We start from the raw sequence: 25,039 nt of genomic DNA on the forward strand, positions 1-25,039 counted from the left end.
CATTTGGGTTGGTATCAACCAATAGTTATGGCTCATTTCATGGTATTATTTTCCTATGTTAATGTGTACGTATGTTCTTATCTCCCACTCGGTACCATCGTCAAATCCAACAGGGCTTAATACAGGATCTGGTGGGAATGTATTGGGTGGTACTGCAATTGGTGAATAACGAGGAGAAAACTCATTTAAGGAACGCCAGGTACCCCGAATCCCGATTCTAGTGCTGGGTAGAATAAACCAGTCAGGTTTACCGATAGATGTCGAAACATCTAACATCAATTGCACCGGATATGTTAGGTTGAAGTCTCGATGATAATCATAGGGTCCCCAATCATCTATTTGGAAGGTATGTTGAAACTTCCATTTTTTATAGATCACACGAATATCTCCTCCAATTCTATCAATTTCTCTAGGATCGCTACCATTTGCCTGACCATTACCAGCAAATAGGTTGGCTACTAGGGCTAAATCAGGGTTAATTTTAGATACAATACGTGAACGTGCTTCCCATAAATCTCTAGCAGGTACAGAATTAGGAAACGCAAATATGGTACGATCTGCTAAAAACCCAATATGTGCATCCATGTTTGTAGGAAGGTGCCAATACACAAAACCTAAATTAAATGCAAGTTTAGCATCTTCTGATCTATCGTTATCCCATTGATAAAACCAAGATCCAGGAGTTGGATCATAAGTAAATAGTATTTCTCCAGCTGTTGTTTTTCTGTTCGCTCTTACTACGAAAGGTGCTACAAGTATGTTTCTTAATCTGGCAGTCCCATCCGCATCATTTGGTATCGCATCCACCAAGGGTTCTTGCCATAGAAAGTTAGGAGCTATTTGCCAATTTCCTAAGGTATAGGTAAAACCTGTTAGAAAACTATTTTGGTTTCCACTTCCATTATCTCTCAGTTTCCAACCAGCAAATGATTGTGTTTGATCAGCTCCTCCATTCGCCACCAATCCGGTAGTTGCACCTTGTGCATACCAATTAAACTTGCCTTTGGAATACGTTATTTTTGCTTTAGTACCCCAATTATCGTCTGAATTTACCTTATCTTCATATACCACGTAGTTTCCTGATTCGCCTCTTATATCTTGATATTTAATATCATTTAGTGGACTACCTGCCCATATCCCTCCGAGTGTAACCCCAAATGCTCCGAAATCTCTTTCTACGACCAATGTAGCTCTTTCTGTAGGCCAAGGTGGAATCACACCGCTTCTTACTTGATTTGCATCTAAAACACGACTTCCGGTTTCATCTAATGTAATATCCGTCTCGAAATCTCTATGGTAAATACCCGTGATATCGAATTTTTTTATGTTGGCCCTATACTTTAGCAATGCAGTAGGGTTAGCGCCCCACCATATTTGGGGACCGAATGCAGCCTTCAAGCCATTTAAACTGCCCTTACCGTTCAGTTCCATTCCTAAAATTTCACCATTGTAGATATCTAAATTTGGTCCATAGTTCGCTTCTGGATACAACCCAAAAAAATCACCCTCATACCCCCAATGGTAATGCCCGGTTCTATAAAACCCCTTTATATCGACAATTTTAGTGTTCCATTCGTATTCTGCGTTATATACACGTAGCCTATTAAAATCAGCTATTTCAACATCTAAATCATTGCCTCCTTCTACTCCTTGCACTACAACCGGTCTACCTACACTTTCATAAAATAATTCATTGATAGGGTTTTCGGCAACATTGCCCAGGATATTAAAATTAACATTAGCTCGCATACTTGGTGAAGGTTTTCCTTCTACACCGATGTAATAGGATTCCATGTGATCAAAACCTAATTGATTTGGAAACACATTTGCATTTGGATCTTCATTTTCTGGAGTTGTGATTAACTCACCACCTGTATTAAACGTAGTGAATTCTGCTCTTAGCTGACTCAACCTTATTTTTCCTCCTCTTTCTGCTTTCAAAGCTGCTTTATCTCCTCGGGCTCTGAGCATAGCATCCATGATTTGGATGTTGTCAAAATAATTATCCATAAAATCGAGAGTCATTCCTTCGTCATAAGGATTAAGGCGATGCGCTTCTTTTAATGCATAATAAGCGGCACGTGGATATAATTCGTAGAGTCCTCTCTCATTTGTTGGTCCTTTGGCACAAATGCCGAACCACTCTTCGTTCATATTATTATCACCTTCTTTTGCCTGATCTCTGTTATACCCACCATTAGACCAAGAAGCGGCATTATCATGAACATCTAAATTTTCAGTTTGTTTATATTTCCACCAACCGTCACTAAATTGAAAGGTGAAACCACCAATAGAGTTTCCGGCTTTTCCAAGTCCCGCGGCATTTTCATAAATTTCTTTCCAATTTCCTAAGTTATAGTACGCCTGAGAGTATTGATCTTCTTGATTATCTCTGGCATTGAAGGCATCTGCACCGAATTCTGCAAAAAGAATTGGCATGTTTAATTCATCTTTAACTCTTTGAAAAGCGTCTCCAAAGGAAATGCCGCGATACATATTAGTCCCATAAATATCAATATCGGTACATTCTTCTTTTACGATATCTGCATATAACAAATCACCGTTACATATAGCCACCGGATGCGATTGATCGATTGTTTTTACCTCTTTTGCAGCATCATTAAATGCTTTATACAGTGCACGAGCTGCAAGTTTAATTCCTGAGCTGGTGTCATTTATTGGGATATCTTCGGTTTCTGCTCCGGTCCATGATAAATGGTAATTATTTTCGTTACCAATCATGTATAATAATAAACCAGGTGTATTTTTATAAGACATAGCCATATCCCTGGCTTCTTTCATTAAAACTTGTCTTGTATCTGGATCTGCGTAATCGGTTTGCGGTACCCAAGCACCGTTTATGGTAAGTCCGTAAGCTCCAAAAGTAATGTTGAGCATGGTGTAAATACCATAATTTTCATAGATATATTTAATCCATTTGGGTTTAAGATTATAAGTACGAATGGTATTAACCCCCATATTCCTTAATAAGGACATCTCACCATCTATAGCTGCTTTGATTATATCATCAGACTTTGCCCATATTCCGGGATCGGTGATTGTAGTCCCAATTGGCACATAATCCCAATTCACCCCATTGATCATAAAATCTTTTCCGTTCACAACCAACCTCATCTCATCATTATCTTTTGCTACCGATACTTGATGAGCCTGCGGAAATATGTACATTGAGAGGAAGAAAATTACTAGTCCTAGAAAATTGCTTTTCATCATATTAATTATTATTGAGTTGATCTTTTATGTAATGCTAAATGCCATGACTTGCATTTTTTTCTTACATATCATTATCTAGGAAAAGTTCATTGAATATATTATTTGCAAGTTTTTATCAATATATAGATAAAACGGCAATAACATTTTCCAAAGTTTCACTCTATTGGTACTTTAGTTTGGGGATGGTTAAATGTATTATGAAAAATTATGATATCGGCAAAAAAAAACTCAACAAAAAATATACATTGCAAGAATTTGAGTGTTTTTTTAATAATATAATAATTTCACAACCCTTTTGTTTAATGGAGGTTACGATCTATGAAGTCTTTTTATAAAATTTATCTAAAAATATGACCATGTATGGGTAATGTAGAGCTTTGTTTAACTAATGTATAGGTATTTTAGATCTCCAGAATATAACTCACCAGGTTATCTTCATGTGATAGATTCATTTTTTTGCGAAGTCTATAACGCTTAATCTCAACACTTCGAGTTGAGATATTGAACAGCGGAGCGATCTCTTTAGAAGATAAATTTAAGCGTAAATATGCACATAGTTTTAGGTCATTTGTAGATAGATTTGGGTGCATTTTTTTTAGCTTCTTTAAAAATTTCTTATCTACTGTATTAAAAGCTTCTTTAAAAGATTCCCAATTATCATTATCGTTTAGGTTTTTATCGATTATATGTATTACCGGTTCGATAATGCTTTTGTCTTGAATCTTAATTAGTCGATTTTTTATTTGTGTTAACAATTCATTTTTTTTTGCAATGTCAATGGTTGATGTTGCCAATTCTTTGCTCTTATTCCTAAAATCCTGTTTTAGTTGCTCATTCTTAATTTTGATGATTTCTTTTTCATTCTGTACCTTTGCCAACTCTAACTCGCGTCTATTTTTTTCAATCAACTTTTGCTGCTTTTTTCTATAATATCTTTTATACATGATATGCATGAAAAAGGAAAACAAAACGGTTGCCAAAGCATAAGTTATTAACATTAAATTGGTAATATACCAAGGTTTAGCAATTTCAAAAGAATAACTAGCAATATTACTTGATACTTTATTTCCTATTTTGGATCTTACATTAAATTGATAATCTCCGTATGGGAGATTTGCGAAGAAAGCTGTTGGATTCTCGGACCAATCACTCCAATCATCATAAATACCTAATAGCTGAAATTGGTATCTTGGTTTTAAATATTTGTTATATTCTGGTGCATAAAAAGATACTTCTAGATTATTTTCTGAGTTTTTAAAGTTTCCTTTTAAATCTTTATTCGCAAGTTTTATAGCCGCCTTATTCTTTTTATTACTACCATTTGTAATGTTTCCCAAAAAAACCTGAAAATTTTTAATACTTAAATCATCAAGATTAACAGTTATGTATCCAGAACTAGTACCAAATAAGTATGTGTTACCGTTCTCAAAACTCATTACACTTTCATATCCAGTGACACTTTTTCGATCTTCTTTTGTAAAAGGTATGGTATTAAGCTTCGGAGCTTTTGTGAGCGTACCTTGGGTTACAAAAGTTATATTAGAATCTGTAAAAACCCATAAATTTTTGTTCTGTTCATCAAGAATTAATTTACCCGAGACATATTCTTTATCAGAATATATAGTGCTTAAGAGACTGTCTTCAACAAACTCTTCCCTGTGATGATCATATTTTAAAATCCCTTTTTTATAGGCATACAATAGTTCTCCATTGTAGTTTATGAGTCCAGAATTAGAACCTATTATTGAGTTATCAATAACAATATTCGTTGCTTTAGAAAAGCTACTATCGGCTTGTATCTTAAAAACACCTTTATATTCATGATTTACATAAATCTCATTCCCAAAAACCTCAAAATATCGAGATGAATTATTAAAACCCTCTATTTTATTTCTAAGTTGCCAATTGTTGTTCGCTTTTTCCAAAACATATAAACCGTCATAATTTCCCTGTAAAAGAAGATTTGAGGTATCATCTCTCAATTTGGTAATATTCCAGGTTCCCTGAACATTAGATATTTTTTGTGCTTGATTGTCATCTATGATAAAAGTGCCTGCATTATGTCCACAAAATAATGTTTGATTAATCTTTTGTAAACACCATACCTGGCCTTGTGTACCCTTAATAAACTTAAAGTTATCGTTGCCGTCGAGCTTTTTAAAGAAAAGCCCTTGATTAGTCCCTAGATACAAATTATTGTCATGAATTGCCGATGCATAAATGCTTCCTAAAACACCACTATTATCATTGTATATTTTGAACGATGAATTTATATTAATATAACTAATTCCATTATCAAGACCCGTCCAAATATTGCTATCCATATCTTGAAATAATGATAAACCTGTATTGTTTAATAACCCCTTATTTTGATCTATTTGGTATAAAAGATCACCGTTTTCGTTTAGGTAAATTAATCCATTAGATATAGTTCCCAATACGAAATTATTTTCTTTTAATCGTATAGCATTATAGATACTCACTTCAGATAATAACTCATTAGCACTTATATTCCATTTATTTAATGAATTGTTTTTAAAACTATAAAAGCCATAATCCCTGGTTAAAATTAAAAGGTTCTGTCCAACATCAAAAATACTGACGACCTCATTATTTTTAACCATATCGTCGCCAATAATCAAGGTATCTTTACCGTGCTCAATCTTATACACGCCTTCGTTAATAACCTGAAAATAAACACTTTGATCTACCTTAAATATTTTGGTTATCATATTTTTCGAATCTATAGTATTTACCCACTTATCATTAACATTATATATATAAACTCGATTTAAGGATTGAAAAACTACCCAATCATCAATATCTATAATATTCCAAAACTCTTCATCATCTATTAATTTGATATTTATTTGTTGGGATAAAGACGAATATTGTAAAACTCCAAAATCATCCTTTTGCCAATATCCAAACTCCATATAACAACCTGTATAGATCCTATCTCCAACAACATTAACAGATCTTATAATAGTTTCATTTGGAGAAGGGTATAATTTCCATATTGCACCATTAAATTCTAATAGTCCTTTGTTATTAGCAACGTATATTAGTTTTCCTGTAGCTTGAGAAATCCCCCAATTCTGATTTTCAGCGTTATAATCTTTGGGTGAATAATTTTGAATAGGAGGTAGCTCCTGTGCCATGGTTACTGAACAGAAAATAACTACTAAGAGCAAAGATGTTATTTTATAAAATCCCAATTAAGAAAAGAAATATATTACTATATACAATAATACAAATTATTAATTCAACAGAGAATTCACATAAATATTGACAATATCAAAATAAAAATTAAAAGGGATATTTTTTAGAAGACAAATGGTAAGCCTGTTTGAGAAGAGACCAAAAACAAACAAATTATCCTTTTAAAAAACTTTTTTAAGGAGGAAATCGTGGTAAAGTAGATCTCAAAAAAATTGGAAAACTTACTTCGTTACACCCCCTGTTCATGAAGATATTCCCTTAGTATTCTGATTCTTTTTATAAGAAATTAACATTTTTCTGCGGGAAACCGTAAATATTTAAAAGGTTCTTATTATATTGTGCGTTATAAAAAGTAAAGTAAGGAACCCCTATCCTAAATGATATTAAATTTGGATGTTTAGCCAAATAACTCAAAAAAACATGAGTGCTTTTTTGAGTTATTTCATTTGAAAAAACATCCAATATAATGGTTGATTTACATTAAATCGATTGTTATTCAGACCCTGCTTTTGTTGGCTCGCCAAAGTTTTACAATTGCGGGGTTGTTTTATTATAATTTTCTTTTCTCTATAAAAGACCTAGGTCTTTGGTCATTGCGATGAGATGAATTGCATTTTTTGCCTTGAAATTATACTTTAGTTTATTTAATCTTTTTTCTATAGAACTGATACTATTAGGTGAAATATGATTTTTCTTGAAATAGGCACCTATTTGTTCTTGAGTAAGGCCATCAGATAAATGCTTAAGCAATAAAAGATCATAGTCCTTAAGTTCAAACATGTTATTCTTACTCATTGCACTAGCCAATAATGGAGAAAGGAATGTATTCCCTTTATAAACTTCGGTTACGCATTGTACTAATTCATTTAAACCATATCGTCCTTTACATACATAACCATTTATACCATATTCATCAAAAAATGATTTTACTTTTGCCGGCCGATCTTCCATTGAGTAAATAATTACTTTTATATCGGTTTGTATTGCTCTTATTTCTTCTATTAACTGAATTCCTGAAACAATCTCTCTCTCTCGATGACTATCTTTAAACGAAAGATCTGTGATTAGTAAATCAAAAGGATTACGATCCCTTAAGGCTCTTCTAAATTTCAAATAGGCGTCATCACAATATTGCGCCTGTTTTATTTCTTTGACTCCTGTTCTTTCATGTAAAATATTAGAGATTCCATGATTAATACTCCCCAGGTCCTCTGCAACTAAAACTTTGTTGAACATAATATACTCATTATTTTTAATTAATTTGGGAAATGTATTCTGGCTTTAAAGCCTTTTCCCTCTTCAGAGTCAAAGATAAATGATCCACCAATAGTTTTTATACGGTTTTCCGCATTCTGGAGTCCGCTACTATAAATTATATCATTTTTGGCAACACCAACGCCATTATCTGCATAGCTAATCTCATGGGTTTTAAGTCCTTTTTTAAAGGTTACAGCAACTAAAGTAGCTTGGCTATGTTTTTTCATATTGACCATTAATTCCTGTATAATACGATGAATAATTATTTTTTTTTCGGGAGTTATTGATGACCAATGGATATCATCGATATCTTTTATAATAATCTTAGTTTCAAGAGATCCATAGCTACTTAGCATACCGCTAAGCTCATGCACAAAATCTTTGTTAATTTTAAAATTGCTATTTTCCCTGGAGATATCACGGGTACGACTATAAATATCCTCTAATTTATCCAACACTTCATGATCATTTCTTTTGTTTTGTATTTGTGTCATTACATGATAGACATCGTTTGCCAGTTCATCATGTAATTTTTTAGAAATTCGGGTTTCAGCATTAAAAACATCACGTATACGTTCTCTTTTATGTTTTTGTTGTAATAAATAAACAACAAAACCTCCTGAAAGAATTAAAATGATGGTACTTAATAGATAAATGATATTTTCACGCTCTTCTTTTGCTTTTTCTATCTCCAATTTGGCATTATCGGTTTCAAGCTTAAGGTTTTCATTGGTGAGGTTCTCATTTTCGTACTTGGTGACTGCATAAATCTCACGGTTGTTTTGATTGATTTCGTTGAGCTTATGATAGGTTTCATTAAAAATTTTAGCCTCTTCTTGGACATTTTCCTTTAATTTAAATATATATCCTAATGCTTCGATGATAGAGGTCAAACTTTTCAAGTCCAAAGCATTGCGATAAGCCGCTTCGGCATATGATAATGCTTTGGTTTCATTATCATTCTCGTAATATTTTGTAAGATAAATATTGCCGGAAATAAGCCCTTCTTTATCATTAATATCCTCTCTGATTTCTAAAGAATTAAGTAGAAGTTTTTCTGACCTTTTATTTCGGTTATTCTGAAGCCATAGTATGTAACCTAGATTGCCAAGAACTCTTGAGTATTCATATTTATTGGCCTTAACGATAGAATCATTTGCTAATTCTGTAAGTATTTTTGTAGCATCTTTATAATTCATCGTATCTGCAAGGATAAGAGCACGTGTATTTTCATACTTCAAAATATTATTTAATTGTATTGATTTCAAGGCTAAACTATCCTTACCAAGCATTAGAGCTAATGAGTTATATTTTAGAGCTTCCCTGTGATTTTTTTGTTCTAAATTTGCGACCGAAATAATATGATATAACCCTGAAAGATTTTTCAGGCTCGAAGTTTTCTCTGCAAATTTAACTCCATCTACAGCTGTAGTCTTACTTCCTGAATAATCCCCTAAAAGAGATTGGATATAGGACATCTGAAGTAAATTCTTTGATGCACACAAACTATCTTTAGTTTTTCGAGAGATTTTGAAAGCTTCATTGTAGTATTTAAAAGCTTCAGTAAATGCATTATTTTTTTTGTGATAAATACCAAGCTTGATATATGCTTTTAGCATGTAGCTCGTATCTCTATTAAATTTTGCAAAATCGTACAATTTATGGGAATGAGCGATTGCACTGTCGTACATCTTAGCCTTACTAAGCAACCATGTTTTTTGCATTAATCCATTATAGATCATAGAGTCTTGCTCATAAAATTTAGCAATTTCTAAGAAAGAAGTAATATTTTTCAACCTCTGATTTATTGTTGAAGAATCTGATTTGCTTAATGCATAATATTTAGAAATACTATCTAATACTTCTTGAGAAGGAGCTTTTACTTCTTCAGTTTGACCTAAAGTAGATAAAATACCAATAAACAGAATAGAACCCCACAAAATAATGTAGATTGGGGGATTGACGCGCCAAAGTTTCATTCTTCAAAATTACTAAATAAAATCTGGTCTGTGTGACATTTTTACATTACACAGACCAGACTTGAAGAATAAAAGTCTATAACAATTTAGTTCCCTCCTTCATCCTCATCCTCTACATGTCCGTGTTGACCTGTTGTTGCAACTTCTTCTACCGAAAGTTCAACATTATCTGAAACACTATCTGCTGTGCAAGAAGTGAATGTTGTAGACATAAATAGGGCGATTAATATATAAAATATTGTTTTCATAATTTTTTACTTTTTTTGAATTTGACATAGAGGTTACCATCCAAAATTTTTGAGAAAATTTTGGCAACAGTAGCCGTTACTTAAAAAGGGAGTACTCCTTAATTTTTATGGAAAGCGGGAATCTGATGGATTAGTATTAGGCTACTTTCCAATGACCTTCAACTACTCGCTTACGGATTCCCGTAAAAACTTCGCTAATACATTTACTATGTTAGCAATGTCTAACTGGAACTAGTTACTATGTGAATTTAAGGAGGCTTTGCTGGTTACTCCATAATCGATTCCAAAGATTCCAAAGATTCCGCAGAAAGCTGTAAGATTCCAATAATTCAAAAAATTTATGGGACTAAAAACAAGTAGTACTTATCGTGATGAAATTCTAGAGAAGTACAAAAAGGAAAAAGGAGGAGAAATGAGTAGTTATCTTATCGAACCTACTCGCAAACAAATTAAAGAAGCTTGTCTTTGGCTACTAGACAAGCGAAAAGAAAAGTATGATGATCGTATCCTCAGTCGTTTTTTTAAGTTTAAAGAAGGCGAAAACAAGATGCATGCAATTGAGCGGGTTAATGGAGATAAGTTTAAGCCAATTGTCAATTTTTTGACAGGAGAAACAAAATCAACTACACCTGCTAACTTAGAATTAATTAGTTGGCTTATCGATTTTAGACCGCGACCCTTATCGGTGTATTTGGGGTCTGCTTACGATGCTAAGGAAGAAGTGGTACAGGAATACAACCACCAAAGAGATCAACTTTTGCATTTCAAAAAGGAAACTGAGCTATCTAAAATTCCGGAAACTCAGGTTATTCATGAGAATAATAAAAGTATAACTATTATATCTCAGATAAATCCTTCACTTAAAATTACGACTATAGTATCCTTATAATACTATGCAGAATGAAATGAACTCGGGAAAAGTTCATCATCAGGAATACAAAATAATTTGGGGGCTCATTATTAAACGTATAAGATTAGTGAATAACTAATATTTTCATTTTCAAAGTGAAAAAAAAGACTATCTACTCTTCACTATTATCAAACTTTCGCTATTTTTTCTAACTATACTAGAATTTCTATATACTTCTTTGAAGTATACCGTACTCGACTCATACCTTTCTAGAACCTTATTAAATTAACTATTTGCCATGATTAGTATAGGTTTTGTATTACTTTTCATTCTTCTTATCTAAATATAATTGTATAATTCAAGCTATGCCTTTATGATCAATCTTATCCTATTAGAATTAATCCTCTGATTTTCATCTCTTATCCTTTTTCTTTTTTTTCATTACTGCAAAATAAAAACGCCCAACCCTAAAATTTGGTTGAGCGTTCTACTATTTTTTAAATCATAAAGAGTTAAAGACTATCTTCAATTTAGATTTATCATGCCATTTCTTTCTTTTTTTTATAATACACCTTATACCTCCAATAAGAAAGTGCTCCCAAAAGAATTACAAAAGCAACAGAATAATATACAGAATTAGGCGTAATCACTTTATCACCACTTGCATACGAATGTAACCCTTTTAAGTAAAAGTTCACCCCAAAATAGGTCATTAGTACACTGTAAATTGCAATTACAGATGCCAAATTGTACCACCATCTACTTCGAAGGCCGGGTACCAGTCGCATATGAATTACAAAGGCATATACCATAATACTAACTAAAGCCCAGGTTTCTTTTGGATCCCATCCCCAATAGCGTCCCCAACTTTCGTTAGCCCACATCCCCCCTAAAAAATTACCAATTGTAAGCATCACCAAGCCGATAGTAAGTGCCATTTCGTTAATAATAGTAATTTCTCTGATATTAAGATCCATTCTTTTCTTATTCGATTTGGTGGTAAGGATCATTAATAATAAAGCAAGTATTCCCAGAATGGCTCCTACGAAAAAAGGCCCATAACTACCAACAATGATCGAAACGTGGATAAGTACCCAGTAAGAATCAAGAACCGGAACCAAATTGGCGATTGCAGGATCTGTCCAGTTTTGATGTGCAAAGAACAATATAATTGCCGCCACAAAGGTTGTAGCTGCAATGGTAAGGTTACTTTTTCTTCCGAAAGCTAATCCAATCGCGAGAGTCATCCAGGCTACGTAAATCATAGATTCGTAGGCATCACTCCATGGTGCATGACCCGAAACATACCAGCGTATTATTAATCCTGCCGTGTGTGCTATAAATAATAAGACGACTAGTCCAATGGTTCCGTTGATTAATCTGCGAATAATTTTTGATTCTTTAAATATTGCGATGATTACAAAAAGCATCAATAATAAACCGATCACCATATAGTATCGGTATAGCGTTCTGAAGATATCGTACTTGTTTAATGCTATTTCAGCTTTTATCTTCTTATCAGTCGGTAATACTTCACTACCAAATTTCTTCTGAAAACTTTTTATACTTGCCACATATTGATCCGGCTTACTATAATCTCCGGTTTTCCTGGCTTCTTGTAATGATTGACGATAAATAGCAATGATCTGACGTGTGTATACAGAATCCATTCCACTAAACTTAAATTCATTTAATTCTGGGATAGAAACCCATTTATTCCCTTCATCACCAGGTACAGGAAATATTTTTAGAATTCCTCCGCCAAGTGCTTGATTCAGTAAGTAAAATTTTTCATGAGTCTTAAGAAAGTCTTTTTCAAAACTACTTGGTGTATTTGTACTACTGGCGCGCTCGAGATAAGGTGTCAGTTTGTAAGATCCGTCTGGTTCTACAAGATCTATTAAGGATACTGTTCTTTCCGTTTTTGGAACACCTAATATTTTACGAATACTATCATTTTCTTTTTGAATCTCAATAATGGGAATGCTATACCACACAAATGGATTTTCTATCATAGAAACAAATACCTGATCGGCGCTTAGCCCTTCATAAGTATCTTTTTTACTAAGTTTACGAAGTAATTCGGAAGAAAAAGTATTTACGGGTTTCATTCTTCCTCGTTCATCCTGAATCACAATACTACCAAAATTGGCTGCATGTTCTTTACTAACAGCATTGGCTTTGATTACAGAATCTAATTGAGCTTTGGTAGGTAACGTTTGAAGATGATCTGTCTGATTAGGAAGCTCCTGGCCCATAGAAGACAACGAAATCATAAGCACTAAAAGCGTTACTAAATTTTTCTTTTTTGATTTTACTTTATTCAACATTTTTTCTAAATCCTTGAATCTAGAGCCTTTCGTAAATAAGATTAACATCATACCTAAATACAATAGCATATACCCTGTATAAGTCACCAAAGTTCCCCAGCGGTCATGATTTACAGACAATACTGTCCCTTTTTCGTCTGGATCAAAAGAAGCCTGGAAAAATCGATATCCTTTATGATCCAGGACATGATTCATATAAATGTCATAAGGCCTTGAATTATTTTCTTCGACAATATCCACTTTACTTTTAAAAGATTTGTAGACATTCTCTGTACCAGGATACTTTTCTGCAATAAAATCATTCAACTTAAGAGCAAATGGTAACTCCATTTGTTTGGATCCGTAAGAAAAATACATGTCTAATCCACCTAAAGATATTTTAGTCATATCATTGTGATAACCTTTCCCTCCTAATAATTTAACTTCTTTTGTTTCTCCATTAGTTGAAACATTAATAAACAAGGCATCTTGTTGTCCCTTATCTTTGATCTCTACAGGAACTACATCATATTTACCCGTAACTACGGGATCAGGAATTACAAATTGCATACCAGCAGTTTGATATAATGATCGAAGCATCAAAGGCTGAAGACTATCTTTGAAGACAAGACCCTGTTTTTGATCTGCCATTCTCATATAAGAGCCTTCGAATGGGGATTTTATAAAATATTCGTCATTGGTATAGGTGATATTGATCGCTCCATCGGTTGGTTTATTGAAAGCCACTAATACATTGTGAATGTTTGAGACTTCACCCTCCTGTAAAAAATGATCATGTCGATCACCATCTCCTGCCTCTACAATTTTGAGGTATCTATTACCATCTTCAGATTCAACGAGCCCCATCTCTGCTCCTTGTATATAGTTTTTATATTGAACTATCACAGGTTGTTCATTGTAATCTGTATCAATAGTAAAACTGTTATCGGCCGCCTCAGCTAACTCAAAATCCTTAGAAATTATCCTACGTCTGGGTTCTCCATTAATTTCGCCATCAAGGAAGATGGTTAAATACGTCTTTTCAGAAAGGAATGTTGAGGTTGTTTCACCTTCTCTTATAGGCATGACACCTTCATAACTGATATATCGAGTAATAAAAGCTCCTATAATAATAAGAATGAAGGATAAATGTAATAGTAGTGTGGCCCATTTCTCCTTTTTATAAAGTTTATACCTAACGATATTTCCACAAAAGTTAATGGCAAAAAACACCATTATAGCCTCAAACCACCAAGTATTATAAATCCATATTCTTGCAGCTGTGGTACCATAGGCATCTTCTAAGAAAGTACCTACTCCCATTGAAACTGCAAAAACTATAAATAAAATTGCCATTAATCGTGTAGAGAACAAAATGCTTGCTAACTTATCCTGCATAATAACCTTTCTTTTTTTGATCGGCAAATTTAGTGTTTTTGGTAGGATAAAGTAGCATCATTTACCTTTGTTATAAAGGTTTTAACAGAAGTGTTACTATTGTTTAATTTTTTAATGGAACTTGCTTATTTTAGCCAAATGATAAGAGTCGTAATTCTTGGTTCCGGAAATGTTGCTCAACACCTTTATACCGGGTTTTTAGATCAAAAACATGCAAAAGTAATACAATGCTACAATCGTAAAAGATTACTATTTCATCCTGCACAAGAAGAAAACTCGATTACAGATGATATTGGTTCGCTAAAAGAGGCAGATATTTATATACTTGCTGTAAGCGATAATGCAATTACACCCTTATCGGCCCAACTTCCTTTTAAGAACAAACTGGTCGTTCATACATCAGGGAGTGTTCCTATGAAAGCTCTTTGTAATTTAAATAAAAGAGGCGTGTTTTATCCATTGCAAACATTTAGTAGGGATAAAAACATCGATTTTGATAGTGTTCCTATCTGTATAGAGGCTGAAGAAGAAAAAGATGTACATCTCTTAAAAGATCTTGCTACACCTCTATCATCCAAGATATACGAAATTTCATCAGACCAACGTAATATACTGCATGTATCTGCCGTATTTGTAAACAATTTTACAAATCATTTATTTTCGATTGGTAATGATATTTGCAAAGAACATAACATTCCTTTTGAAATTTTATATCCTTTAATTCAGGAAACGGCACAAAAAGTAATACAAATGAATCCAGATCAAGCACAGACAGGTCCTGCAATTAGAAAAGATACCAAAACTATAGAGCGGCATTTGAATATCTTGTCAGATCCACTACAAAAAGAAATATATCAAACATTAACCAAAGCAATTCAATCTAAATATGGAAAAAAGTTATAAAGAATACTTACGACACATTACTACTTTTATTTTTGATGTTGATGGTGTACTTACCGATGGTATTGTAATTATAAACACAGATGGGGAGTTGCTAAGAACAATGAGTATTAAAGACGGATATGCATTAAAAACAGCTGTGCAGCAAGGATTTAATGTTTGTATTATTTCAGGCGGAAAAAATGAAGGTGTACGCCAAAGGCTAAAAGGATTAGGAATTACTGATATTTATCTTGGTGCACATCACAAAGTTGAACAATTAGACGAATACCTTGATATTTATAATATTAAGTCTGAAAATGTTTTGTACATGGGTGATGACATTCCTGATATGCCGGTAATGCAAATGGTAGGGTTACCTACTTGTCCGCAAGATGCTGTGGCCGAGATTAAAGAGATCTCAAAGTATGTTTCTTTTAAAAAAGGAGGAAAGGGATGTGTTCGGGATGTGATTGAACAGGTGTTGAAGGTTCAAGGAAAATGGATATCGGATTTTGATGCTGAAGCATGAGTAAGTTGATGATTGATGGTAAAAAATACTACAAAAACTTAAACACTAGAAATTCATAACATTAAATTGAAATGAAATTAGTATTTGCTACAAATAATCTTAATAAAGTCAAGGAAGTACAGGCGTTACTTCCAGCCCAAATTGAGCTATTAAGTCTTACCGATATAGGATGTGTCGAAGATATCCCGGAAACTTCATCTACTATCGAAGGCAATGCAAAGCAAAAAGTTCAATATGTCAAAAAACATTATGGTTATGATTGTTTTGCCGATGACACCGGACTAGAAGTAGATGCACTTAACGGAGCTCCGGGGGTATATTCAGCCAGATATGCCGGTGACTCAAAAGATGCTAATGCCAATATGGATAAGCTTTTAAATGAACTACGAGGAGAAGAAAATAGAATTGCTCAATTCAAGACTGTCATCGCTTTAGAACTAAATAATGAACTGATACCGTTTACGGGTATTTGTAAAGGAAGTATTAGTAACAGTAAAAAAGGTAATGGAGGATTTGGATATGATCCCGTTTTTATTCCTGATGGATATTCTAAAACATTCGCAGAACTCCCACTGGAAGAAAAAAACAAGATTAGCCATCGCGGAAAAGCAGTACAAGAATTAATTGATTTTTTGAATCGTTAGTCTGCTCCTGGAAAAGCTAACATCTCTCCCATTCCAACGGTAAACAACCAATTACCATATATAGCATGTTCTACAGATACCAACGTAGTTGATTTTGTTTTTTGATAGGTATAAGCAAATAACATCCCTCCTATAAAAGTAAGTACCTGAACCAAAAAACTTTGTAGGAAAAGATGGGCAAGCGAAAAAAGAATCGCATTGATAAAAACGAATAACCATTTATTTTTTACCAATCCCTGGTAACGCTCATAAAAAAAAGTACGATATATAATTTCTTGGGGCCATACAGACAAAAAGGTATAGATAAATAAAATCATTAACCATAAATGTGGTTTTTTTATCAAAACTAAAAACAATTTATCCGGTGCCACAAAAAGAACATATAATCCCGTTATAATCATTACTATGGCAAGCTTAATGACCGTCTCTTTCCAAAATGGCTTCCAATACATTTTATCTGGAAATCTCAATTTTAGGAGCCCATTGCGTTTCAATATTATCAAAATATAAAGAAAGCCTATTATAGTAAGTGCCAATTTAATAGCAATAGGATAACTGATCAGAAAACTTAATGGTAATACAACGAAAAGAAAAAATAATTCTACGCCTTTGTATATAGTAGTCTGCATTTTTATTTTTTGACTAATTTCCGTATAAATACTGAATTGAATGCTTTTTTAACAAAAAAAGCCTCTTGGGGGAAGAGGCTTTTATAGGTTTTGGGATCAAATAATTCGGGGGGAATTATTCTTTCTGGGGGCAAAAAAAGTTTAAAACAATCAATTCCAATTTTTCTCTTACTCTTTTTATTTTACACTTCAAAAGTAGGTTAACTTTCTATGTTTTGAATAAAATTATATGGCAATAATACTACTTATATCGACAAAAAGCAAATAAATTCGATAAAATGCATATATATTTATTAAAACGAGTACATCATACCTTTATAACTCCATACTTTGATCAACATTGAAAAAATTAAACTCGATCCAGACGTTGCATAAATTTTATTAATATCGTAACATTACATCCATAAAATTTTGAATACGACACATGGAAAGTCAAAACATTACTCCTACCAATCCCCAAAACGAAGATATTATCGAGAATAAAGAATTGAACATTTGGGAGGCATTACTGCCGGTAATTATTTTAGTAGGAATGTTGTTTTATAATGTGTACCTATTTGGTGATGATGCCCTAAGTGGTAGTAACCAATTTATACTACTACTTGGTGCAGCAGTTGCGGCTATTGTAGGTTTCTTCAATAAAGTCTCCTACAAACAAATGATGGAAGAAGTAGCAAGAAATGTAAGGTCTACTACCGGGGCTTTGCTTATTTTGTTAATGGTAGGCTCCCTGGCGGGTACCTGGTTGATCAGTGGGATCATACCCACAATGATCTATTATGGGTTGCAAATTCTAAATCCAACTATTTTCTTAGCCGCCTGTGTTATTATTTGTGCTATAATTTCGATAGCAACAGGTAGTTCGTGGACCACCTCTGCAACAGTGGGAATTGCTTTAATCGGAATTGGTGATACCCTGGGCATTTCACTCGGAATGACAGCAGGAGCAGTAATTTCAGGGGCATATTTTGGTGATAAATTGTCCCCGTTATCAGATACTACCAATTTAGCACCCGCTATGGCGGGCGGAGAATTATTTTCTCACATAAAGTATATGACCTACACTACGGTACCAACCATAGTAATAACCTTAATTGTTTTTATCATTATTGGTTTTGCCATTGATACGTCTGGTACTCCACAAATAACAGAACAACTACAAGCTATAAAAGGTGCATTTAACATTTCACCTTGGTTATTCATTGTTCCATTATTAGTCATTGGATTAATCATCAAAAAAACGCCTCCACTAATTGCACTATTGGCAGGAACATTACTTGGTGCCATAGCCGCTATTATCGCGCAACCTGATATTGTAATGACGATTGCCGGAAGTAACGAACTTACTTTTAATTCTGCCTATATGGGTGTAATGAAGGCGATGACTGTAGATACGACTGTAGAAACAACAAATGAACAACTTAACGATTTATTCTCTGCAGGTGGAATGTCTGGAATGTTAGGCACTATTTGGCTTATCGTATGTGCTATGGTTTTTGGTGGCGTGATGGATGCTATAGGAGCTTTGGCAAGAATCAGTAAAGCACTTCTTAACCTATTTGATTCAGTTTTTGGTCTGTTTGCAAGCACTGTAGTAAGCTGTCTGGCCTTAAATGTTACAGCCTCTGACCAATACCTTGCTATTGTTGTTCCGGGGAGAATGTATGCTAAAGCTTTCAAAGATAAAGGCCTCGCTCCTGAAAACCTAAGTCGTACCCTGGAAGATTCTGGTACCGTAACTTCGGTTTTGGTTCCATGGAATACTTGTGGGGCGTATCAAAGTGGAGTACTTGGTGTACCTGTAGTAGATTATTTCTTTTTTGCCATATTTAACTGGTTAAGTCCATTTATGACTTTGTTTTTTGCAGCATTCAAAATAAAAATTAAACAATTAGTGCAAAACGAAAACGAGCTACATAAAAGAGCATAGGAATATATGCTCCAAAACCCTTACACCCATATTTCTTATTTTTTTTCATCAATAATTGGTATGGAGTTTTTATTATTATCTATGGCCACAAACTTAAAATGACCAGAAACTGCTAGTTCTCGATCATAACTATACATATCTTCTTTATAAATATCAACTTTTACCAAACAGCTAGTTCTTCCAACTTTGGTTACTTTTGCTACAAGCTCTATGATAGTTCCTTCAGGTATTGGTTTTTCAAAATCAATTTTATCTGTAGAAATAGTTACTACTTTTTTTCTACTAAATCGAGTAGCACAAATAAAAGAAACTTCGTCCATAAGTTGTAATGCTGTACCCCCAAACAAAGTTTCATAATGATTTGTTGTATTTGGGAATACCGCTTTAAAAATTCTTGTTTCAGACTTTTTGATTAATTCATCTATAGTATTCATGCAATTGTGATATAGTTTTTTCTTATAATTTTATATATCAAAGGTAAATCTTATCATATTATCTTTGTAGCGTATTAAAAAAAACTTCAAATGAATATTCTAGAAAGTTTGCGCTGGCGATATGCCACAAAAAAATTCGACAATAACAAAATTCTTCCACAAGAAAAAATAGATACCCTTACTGAGGCTTTTAATCTTACTGCCACTTCTTATGGTTTACAACCTTTAAAGCTTGTAGTTATAAGAGATAAAAAGCTTCAAAAAAAGCTTACTCAACATTCCTGGAATCAGCAGCAGGTAGCAGATGCATCACATGTTTTGATTTTTTGCATTGAAAATGTAGTGGGAGAAGAATACATTGCCAAATATTTTGATAATGTAAAAACCACCAGAAATACTCCAGATGAGATACTAAATCCCTTTAAAGAGCAATTAGTAGATTCCTTTAAAAATAAACCTTTGGAAGAAATATCGATATGGGCCGCGAAACAAGCATACTTAGCAATGGGTAACTTATTAACGGTATGCGCCATTGAACAAATCGATGCCTGTCCTATGGAAGGGTTTGTACCCGAAAAATATGATGAATTACTAAAACTTGCAGATTTAGGTCTCTCATCTGTATTGGTTTTACCTGTAGGTTATAGAGCCCAGGATGATATATTTTCTGACTTGAAAAAGGTAAGAAAAGACATCACAGATACAGTGATCACCATGTAAAAACAAAGCTATCCTAGTATTACCATACTATTATAGTACCAGACCTATATTATCTAAAAAAATATAAAAGATCGACTGTAAAATCAAAACTCTTTTCGGTATTTTTGCGGGAAACAGAATTTAATACGATATTACTATGCCAGGATTTGAGTTATTTGGTGCTGAGGAAAAGAAAGAAGTTCAAGATGTTTTGGATAATGGAGTTTTGATGAGATACGGGTTTGATCCCATGAGAAATGGTCATCATAAAGCATTAGAACTTGAAAAAGATCTTGCAAAAAGAATGCAAACCAAATACGCTCAGGTAGTCTCTAGTGGTACAGCAGCTTTAACCGTAGCGCTAGCATCTGCTGAAATCGGTTCGGGTGATGAAGTCATTATGCCAACATTTACCTTTGTTGCTAGTTTTGAAGCCATACTCTCTGTTGGTGCAGTGCCGGTGTTGTGTGATATTGATGATACTCTAACTCTTGACCCTAAAGCTGTAGAAACCGCTATCACACCTAAAACTAAAGCAATAATGCCTGTACATATGTGCGGATCAATGGCAGATCTTAGCGCTTTAAAAGCTATTTGTGATCAGCACAATCTTATTTTATTAGAAGATGCATGCCAGGCCATAGGCGGAACTTATGACAATAAACCTCTGGGAAGTTATGGTGATTTAGGTTGTTTTTCTTTTGATTATGTAAAAACAATTACTTGTGGCGAGGGTGGTGGAATTATCACTAATTCTAAAAAATTTGCCGATAGAGCTCATAAATATCAAGATCATGGTCATGATCATGTTGGTAATGACCGCGGTGCAGAAACACATCCTTTTTTGGGATATAACTACCGATTATCAGAATTAAATGCTGCAGTTGGTATTGCGCAATTAAGAAAATTAGATACTACACTGGCTACTCAAGAAAAGAATTACTCAATACTTCGTCATGCCTTAGAAGCAATTCCAGAAGTTACTTTCAGAAGAGTGCCTGAGACCGGTGTTGAAAGTTATGCCTTTCTAAACTTATTTTTACCTAATGAAAACCTTGCAAGAAATGCTCATAAAGCTTTGGGCGCTCATGGAGTTGATGCATGTTTTTATTGGTTTGATAATAACTGGCATTATTATAAAAAATGGGAGCATCTATTAGAACAAAAATCCCTGGGCAGACTTTCTGAAGAAGTCCAAAACGGATTAAAAAAGAATAATAGATCCTTTGAAGCTAGTGATGCCTGGATGGGTAGAACAATTTCTTGTCTAATAAAATTAAGTTGGACAGAAGAAGAGGTAAACAAAAGAGCATCTAAAATGGTAGAAGCTATAAAAAGTGTCTTATAGCGTATAAAAATATTACATATTAGTACTCTACATACTCTACAATTTCTAACCCATACCCTATCATCCCGACACGCTTCTGTTGAACTGTATTGGATACTAAACGCAGTTTATGAACATTAATATCGTGCAGTATTTGCGCTCCAATTCCAAAATCTTTGGTATCCATATCAATTTTTGGAGCTTTTACTACGTCTTTTCCGTTCTGAATTTCCTTTAATGCCTTTAAACGATTAAGAAGATTAAACGATGTACTTTCTTGATTAATAAAAATAATTGCTCCTTTACCTTCAGTATTAATGCGCTGAAACATAGCATCTAATCGCTTATCAGCATTATTAGTGAGTGTTCCTAAAATATCGTTGTTAAATAATGTAGAGTTTACCCGGGTAAGTACAGGTTCATCTTTACTCCAGGTACCAAGTGTTAAAGCAATATGAATTTGATTGTTGGTAGTTTGTTTGTATGCCCTTAGTCTATAATTTCCAAATCGTGTGGCAATATCAAAGTCTTCTTTTTTCTCAATTAAAGAATCGTGCTGCATACGATATGCTACTAAATCCTCTATTGATATCAATTTAAGGTCAAATTTTTTGGCAACTTCTACTAATTGCGGTAGGCGCGCCATGGTCCCATCCTCATTTAAAATTTCTACCAAAATTCCCGCAGGTTGTAATCCTGCCAATCTTGCTAAATCTACAGCTGCCTCAGTATGACCCGTTCGTCGTAAAACTCCACCATTTTTTGCTTTTAAAGGAAAAATATGCCCTGGTCGTCCCAAATTATGAGGCTTTGTATTTTCATCTACAAGAGCTTTGATAGTTTTTGCACGATCATGCACAGAAATACCTGTGGTACAACCACTACCTATCAAATCTACAGAAACTGTAAACTGTGTTTCGTGTAGCACAGTATTATTCTGAACCATCATTTCAAGACTCAATTCATCACAACGATCTTCAGTAAGAGGCGCGCAAATGAGACCTCTACCGTGCTTGGCCATGAAATTGATCATTTCGGGAGTCACTTTTTCTGCAGCAGCAATAAAATCTCCTTCATTTTCCCGGTCTTCATCATCAACAACGATAATTACCTTTCCTTGTCGAATATCTTCTATAGCTTCTTCTATGGTATTCAACTTAAATTTCTTTTTGGTTTCGGTAATCTGCGACATAATAGTACTCTTAAATTGTTGCTTGCAAAGATATTCAAAAAGAAATCGAATTTTTAGATTTTAGAGGAGCGTTTTGCAAAGAAATCTCGTATGGGCTGAACAAAATTATCAAAACTAAAGATTCCTCGATCTGCAGTTGCTCTTAACGTTAGATAAATACTCAATGGAAATATAACGAATGTTGAGAGCCAAGATCCTAGAAATGGAGGAATTCCTCCTTCTTCTGCACTGTTTTTAGCAAAAATACCAATAAAATGATAAGTTAAAAACAAAACAACACCTATAACTATTGGCAATCCCATCCCTCCTTTTCTAATTATGGCTCCTAGAGGTGCACCTACAAAGAAAAGAATTATACATGCAATCCCTAGAGCATATTTATTATGCAATGACATTTCGTACTTGTTTAACGCTCTTTTTGTCCTTACATTTCTTTCGTTTAATGTGTTTATTTTTCTAACAACACCTTCAGTATTTGAAATAGCACTTACATAAATCTGGATTTTCTTTTTAGCATCAAAATGATCCATAATATCCAATGTATCTTTTCTGATGTCCTGAATACTATCAATTTTCATATTCTTGTTTAGTCCTTCAAATCCTATTCTCCTATCTATTTCTACGCCAAGCGTTTTTATTTCTTCATTCACTTGCATCGATAACGTATCAATTTCATTTTTTAACCCATTAACGTTTAACATGTTATACCCCTTGCTATATTGCTGCGCATCCATATCTACACTTCCCAAAGAAGACAAATCGATATTTAGGATGTACTTCTTGAAATGAGTTTTGGCGAAGGGAAGTTTATTTCTTCGTTGTGGTGATCTTTGTTGAATTTCGTCATAATAATTACCATCATTTAATATCAAAGTAATAAGATCTGAATTGACACTCCCCTGTAATTCTCCGTCAATAGCTTTTATAACAGTAAAATTACCAGGTCTGGCTGCTCTTTTATGTATGATAACGTCTTTTAAAAATTGATCATTGTCGCCATATTTCTCAGACACTTTAATGTTTATATCCCCCAAATCATTAAACTGATTTGGAGTAATGACCATTGCCGGTTTTACTTTAACTATATTCTTGCGAAGGTTAATAAACTTTTTTTCTGAAGAAGGTATTACTGTATTAGAAAAGAAAAAAGCACCTATTCCTACAAAGAAGATAAAAACCGAAAGTGTTCGCATTGCTCTTTGTAATGATATTCCAGAAGATTTCATAGCCGCAAACTCATAGTTTTCAGCAAAACTTCCAAAAATCATAATTGAAGTAAGTAAAACGGTAAGAGGTAGGACCATAGGAATCAACCTTGGCGTAGCAAATGTCAAAAACTTTATAATTACCGAAAAATCTAGATCTTTTCCTGCTAATTCTGATATAAACAACCAAATGGTTTGTAATAAAAGAATAAACATGATTATGATAAAGAGTGGAAAAAAGGTCTTTAAAAAAGTTGTTAAAATATATCTATCGAGAATCTTCACTTATTTTGTTTTTGAAAAATCACCTTTACAATAAAAGTAATTTAAAAATTAAAGAACGTGCACAATATTATGCGCCCGTCCTTTAAAATTTTATGTATCACAATTTTTATATTATGCTCTCAAAAGAATTTAATTAATCTAATCGATTAATATAGTAATTCTCATATTTCGATTCATCGAACACAAATAATGTTTCAGATAATGGCTGATTCGTTTTAAAACTATTAACTGTTATGGTAACATTGGTTCCATTGTTTTGCTTCTGAATCATTTTATAAATATGCATTGTTTGTTTATCAACCCCTAATAATATCTCTTTCATATCACTTTTTGAATCTATAGGAGTTAATTTTACATACTGAATTTTTCTTCCGTTAACGTCCTGAACTATATCCATTTTATAAGAATATCCATCTTCATAAAAAGTTAGCATTTTTGAAGGAGTAACACTATTTTCATCCTCTTCATTTTGAGACGATATATTAATCTCTTCATCTTCCGGAATAATAACATGCAACTTTTTCCCGTCATACATTTGTTTGGTACCCATTAGATTTAAAAGATACTTATTACCCTTTAGTGTTACATCTCCTCTTGTTTCTTGAGACACATTTTCTGTTGGGTTATTAAGGCTGTATTTAAATCCAATTACTATGTTATCATAGGTCTTTACCTTTTTGGAAACTTCTGTAAGAAGTTCTTTTGCACTTTGAGCTTGTAAAGTAGTAATACCAAATACAAATAGTATAAATGTTATTTTTTTTATCATTTTATTTTATTCTTCTT

At 33.5% G+C, this 25,039-nt stretch carries 18 protein-coding genes; 7 read left to right on the forward strand and 11 right to left on the reverse strand.

All coding sequences use genetic code 11. From position 1 onward, the window contains the following. Positions 1-45 precede the first annotated feature (45 nt). From ACFSJT_RS02335 to ACFSJT_RS02355, 5 genes are all read right to left on the reverse strand, one after another. Positions 46-3,234, reverse strand: coding sequence for a glycoside hydrolase family 2 TIM barrel-domain containing protein (locus tag ACFSJT_RS02335; protein ID WP_378318589.1), 3,189 nt, complete (start codon positions 3,232-3,234; stop codon positions 46-48). Between the two features lie 401 nt (positions 3,235-3,635). Continuing rightward, positions 3,636-6,395 carry a triple tyrosine motif-containing protein gene (locus ACFSJT_RS02340; RefSeq protein ID WP_378318590.1) on the reverse strand — a complete coding sequence of 920 codons (2,760 nt, stop codon included), beginning with the start codon at positions 6,393-6,395 and terminating at the stop codon, positions 3,636-3,638. A gap of 628 nt (positions 6,396-7,023) precedes the next feature. After that, on the reverse strand, positions 7,024-7,692 hold the full coding sequence (locus tag ACFSJT_RS02345; RefSeq protein ID WP_378318591.1) for a response regulator: 669 nt from the start codon (positions 7,690-7,692) through the stop codon (positions 7,024-7,026). Between the two features lie 20 nt (positions 7,693-7,712). Continuing rightward, a complete protein-coding gene (locus ACFSJT_RS02350; RefSeq protein WP_378318592.1) occupies positions 7,713-9,692 on the reverse strand; it encodes a sensor histidine kinase in 1,980 nt (659 codons plus the stop codon). A gap of 86 nt (positions 9,693-9,778) precedes the next feature. Then, positions 9,779-9,940, reverse strand: coding sequence for a hypothetical protein (locus tag ACFSJT_RS02355; protein ID WP_378318593.1), 162 nt, complete (start codon positions 9,938-9,940; stop codon positions 9,779-9,781). 340 nt (positions 9,941-10,280) lie between these two features. Between ACFSJT_RS02355 and ACFSJT_RS02360 the strand changes: the two genes are divergently transcribed. After that, entirely contained in the window at positions 10,281-10,829 is a 549-nt protein-coding gene (locus ACFSJT_RS02360; RefSeq protein ID WP_378318594.1) for a hypothetical protein, read from the forward strand. A 500-nt stretch (positions 10,830-11,329) separates the two neighbouring features. Here ACFSJT_RS02360 and ACFSJT_RS02365 read toward each other — a convergent pair whose 3' ends face one another. Continuing rightward, complete coding sequence (locus tag ACFSJT_RS02365) at positions 11,330-14,497, reverse strand: cytochrome c biogenesis protein (RefSeq protein ID WP_378318595.1); 3,168 nt, start codon at positions 14,495-14,497, stop codon at positions 11,330-11,332. 138 nt (positions 14,498-14,635) lie between these two features. Between ACFSJT_RS02365 and ACFSJT_RS02370 the strand changes: the two genes are divergently transcribed. The 3 genes from ACFSJT_RS02370 (at position 14,636) to ACFSJT_RS02380 (ending at position 16,552) form a co-directional block, all read left to right on the forward strand. Next, entirely contained in the window at positions 14,636-15,400 is a 765-nt protein-coding gene (locus ACFSJT_RS02370; protein ID WP_378318596.1) for a Rossmann-like and DUF2520 domain-containing protein, read from the forward strand. Beyond that, entirely contained in the window at positions 15,384-15,908 is a 525-nt protein-coding gene (locus tag ACFSJT_RS02375) for a KdsC family phosphatase (RefSeq protein ID WP_378318597.1), read from the forward strand. Before ACFSJT_RS02370 ends, ACFSJT_RS02375 begins: the two co-directional genes overlap by 17 nt. Positions 15,909-15,979: 71 nt before the next feature. After that, complete coding sequence (locus tag ACFSJT_RS02380; RefSeq protein ID WP_378318598.1) at positions 15,980-16,552, forward strand: non-canonical purine NTP diphosphatase; 573 nt, start codon at positions 15,980-15,982, stop codon at positions 16,550-16,552. Here ACFSJT_RS02380 and ACFSJT_RS02385 read toward each other — a convergent pair. Then, positions 16,549-17,181: a CPBP family intramembrane glutamic endopeptidase gene (locus tag ACFSJT_RS02385; protein WP_378318599.1), complete on the reverse strand. Its 633-nt coding sequence runs from the start codon at positions 17,179-17,181 to the stop codon at positions 16,549-16,551. The genes ACFSJT_RS02380 and ACFSJT_RS02385 overlap by 4 nt on opposite strands. Positions 17,182-17,605: 424 nt before the next feature. Here ACFSJT_RS02385 and nhaC point away from each other — a divergent pair, with 424 nt between their 5' ends. Continuing rightward, positions 17,606-19,111: a Na+/H+ antiporter NhaC gene (gene nhaC, locus ACFSJT_RS02390; RefSeq protein ID WP_378318600.1), complete on the forward strand. Its 1,506-nt coding sequence runs from the start codon at positions 17,606-17,608 to the stop codon at positions 19,109-19,111. Between the two features lie 35 nt (positions 19,112-19,146). Here the strand turns inward: nhaC and ACFSJT_RS02395 are convergent, their stop codons facing one another. Beyond that, on the reverse strand, positions 19,147-19,545 hold the full coding sequence (locus ACFSJT_RS02395; RefSeq protein WP_378318601.1) for an acyl-CoA thioesterase: 399 nt from the start codon (positions 19,543-19,545) through the stop codon (positions 19,147-19,149). A gap of 90 nt (positions 19,546-19,635) precedes the next feature. Here ACFSJT_RS02395 and ACFSJT_RS02400 point away from each other — a divergent pair, with 90 nt between their 5' ends. Both ACFSJT_RS02400 and ACFSJT_RS02405 read left to right on the forward strand, forming a co-directional pair. Then, positions 19,636-20,265: an NAD(P)H-dependent oxidoreductase gene (locus ACFSJT_RS02400; protein WP_378318602.1), complete on the forward strand. Its 630-nt coding sequence runs from the start codon at positions 19,636-19,638 to the stop codon at positions 20,263-20,265. A 136-nt stretch (positions 20,266-20,401) separates the two neighbouring features. Continuing rightward, positions 20,402-21,592, forward strand: a complete 1,191-nt coding sequence (locus tag ACFSJT_RS02405) for a DegT/DnrJ/EryC1/StrS family aminotransferase (protein WP_378318603.1) — start codon at positions 20,402-20,404, stop codon at positions 21,590-21,592. A 19-nt stretch (positions 21,593-21,611) separates the two neighbouring features. Here the strand turns inward: ACFSJT_RS02405 and ribB are convergent, their stop codons facing one another. The 3 genes from ribB to lolA1 all read right to left on the reverse strand — a co-directional run bounded on the left by ribB (position 21,612) and on the right by lolA1 (position 25,022). Beyond that, positions 21,612-22,763 (reverse strand): 3,4-dihydroxy-2-butanone-4-phosphate synthase, encoded by a 1,152-nt coding sequence (gene ribB / locus ACFSJT_RS02410; RefSeq protein ID WP_378318604.1) that lies wholly within the window; start codon positions 22,761-22,763, stop codon positions 21,612-21,614. 53 nt (positions 22,764-22,816) lie between these two features. After that, positions 22,817-24,253 carry an LptF/LptG family permease gene (locus tag ACFSJT_RS02415; protein WP_378318605.1) on the reverse strand — a complete coding sequence of 479 codons (1,437 nt, stop codon included), beginning with the start codon at positions 24,251-24,253 and terminating at the stop codon, positions 22,817-22,819. Positions 24,254-24,386: 133 nt separating this feature from the next. Beyond that, positions 24,387-25,022: an outer membrane lipoprotein periplasmic chaperone LolA1 gene (lolA1, locus tag ACFSJT_RS02420; RefSeq protein ID WP_465252804.1), complete on the reverse strand. Its 636-nt coding sequence runs from the start codon at positions 25,020-25,022 to the stop codon at positions 24,387-24,389. Positions 25,023-25,039 lie beyond the last annotated feature (17 nt).

The sequence above is a fragment of the Aquimarina celericrescens genome (assembly GCF_042682765.1).
Classification (GTDB): Bacteria; Bacteroidota; Bacteroidia; order Flavobacteriales; family Flavobacteriaceae; genus Aquimarina; species Aquimarina celericrescens.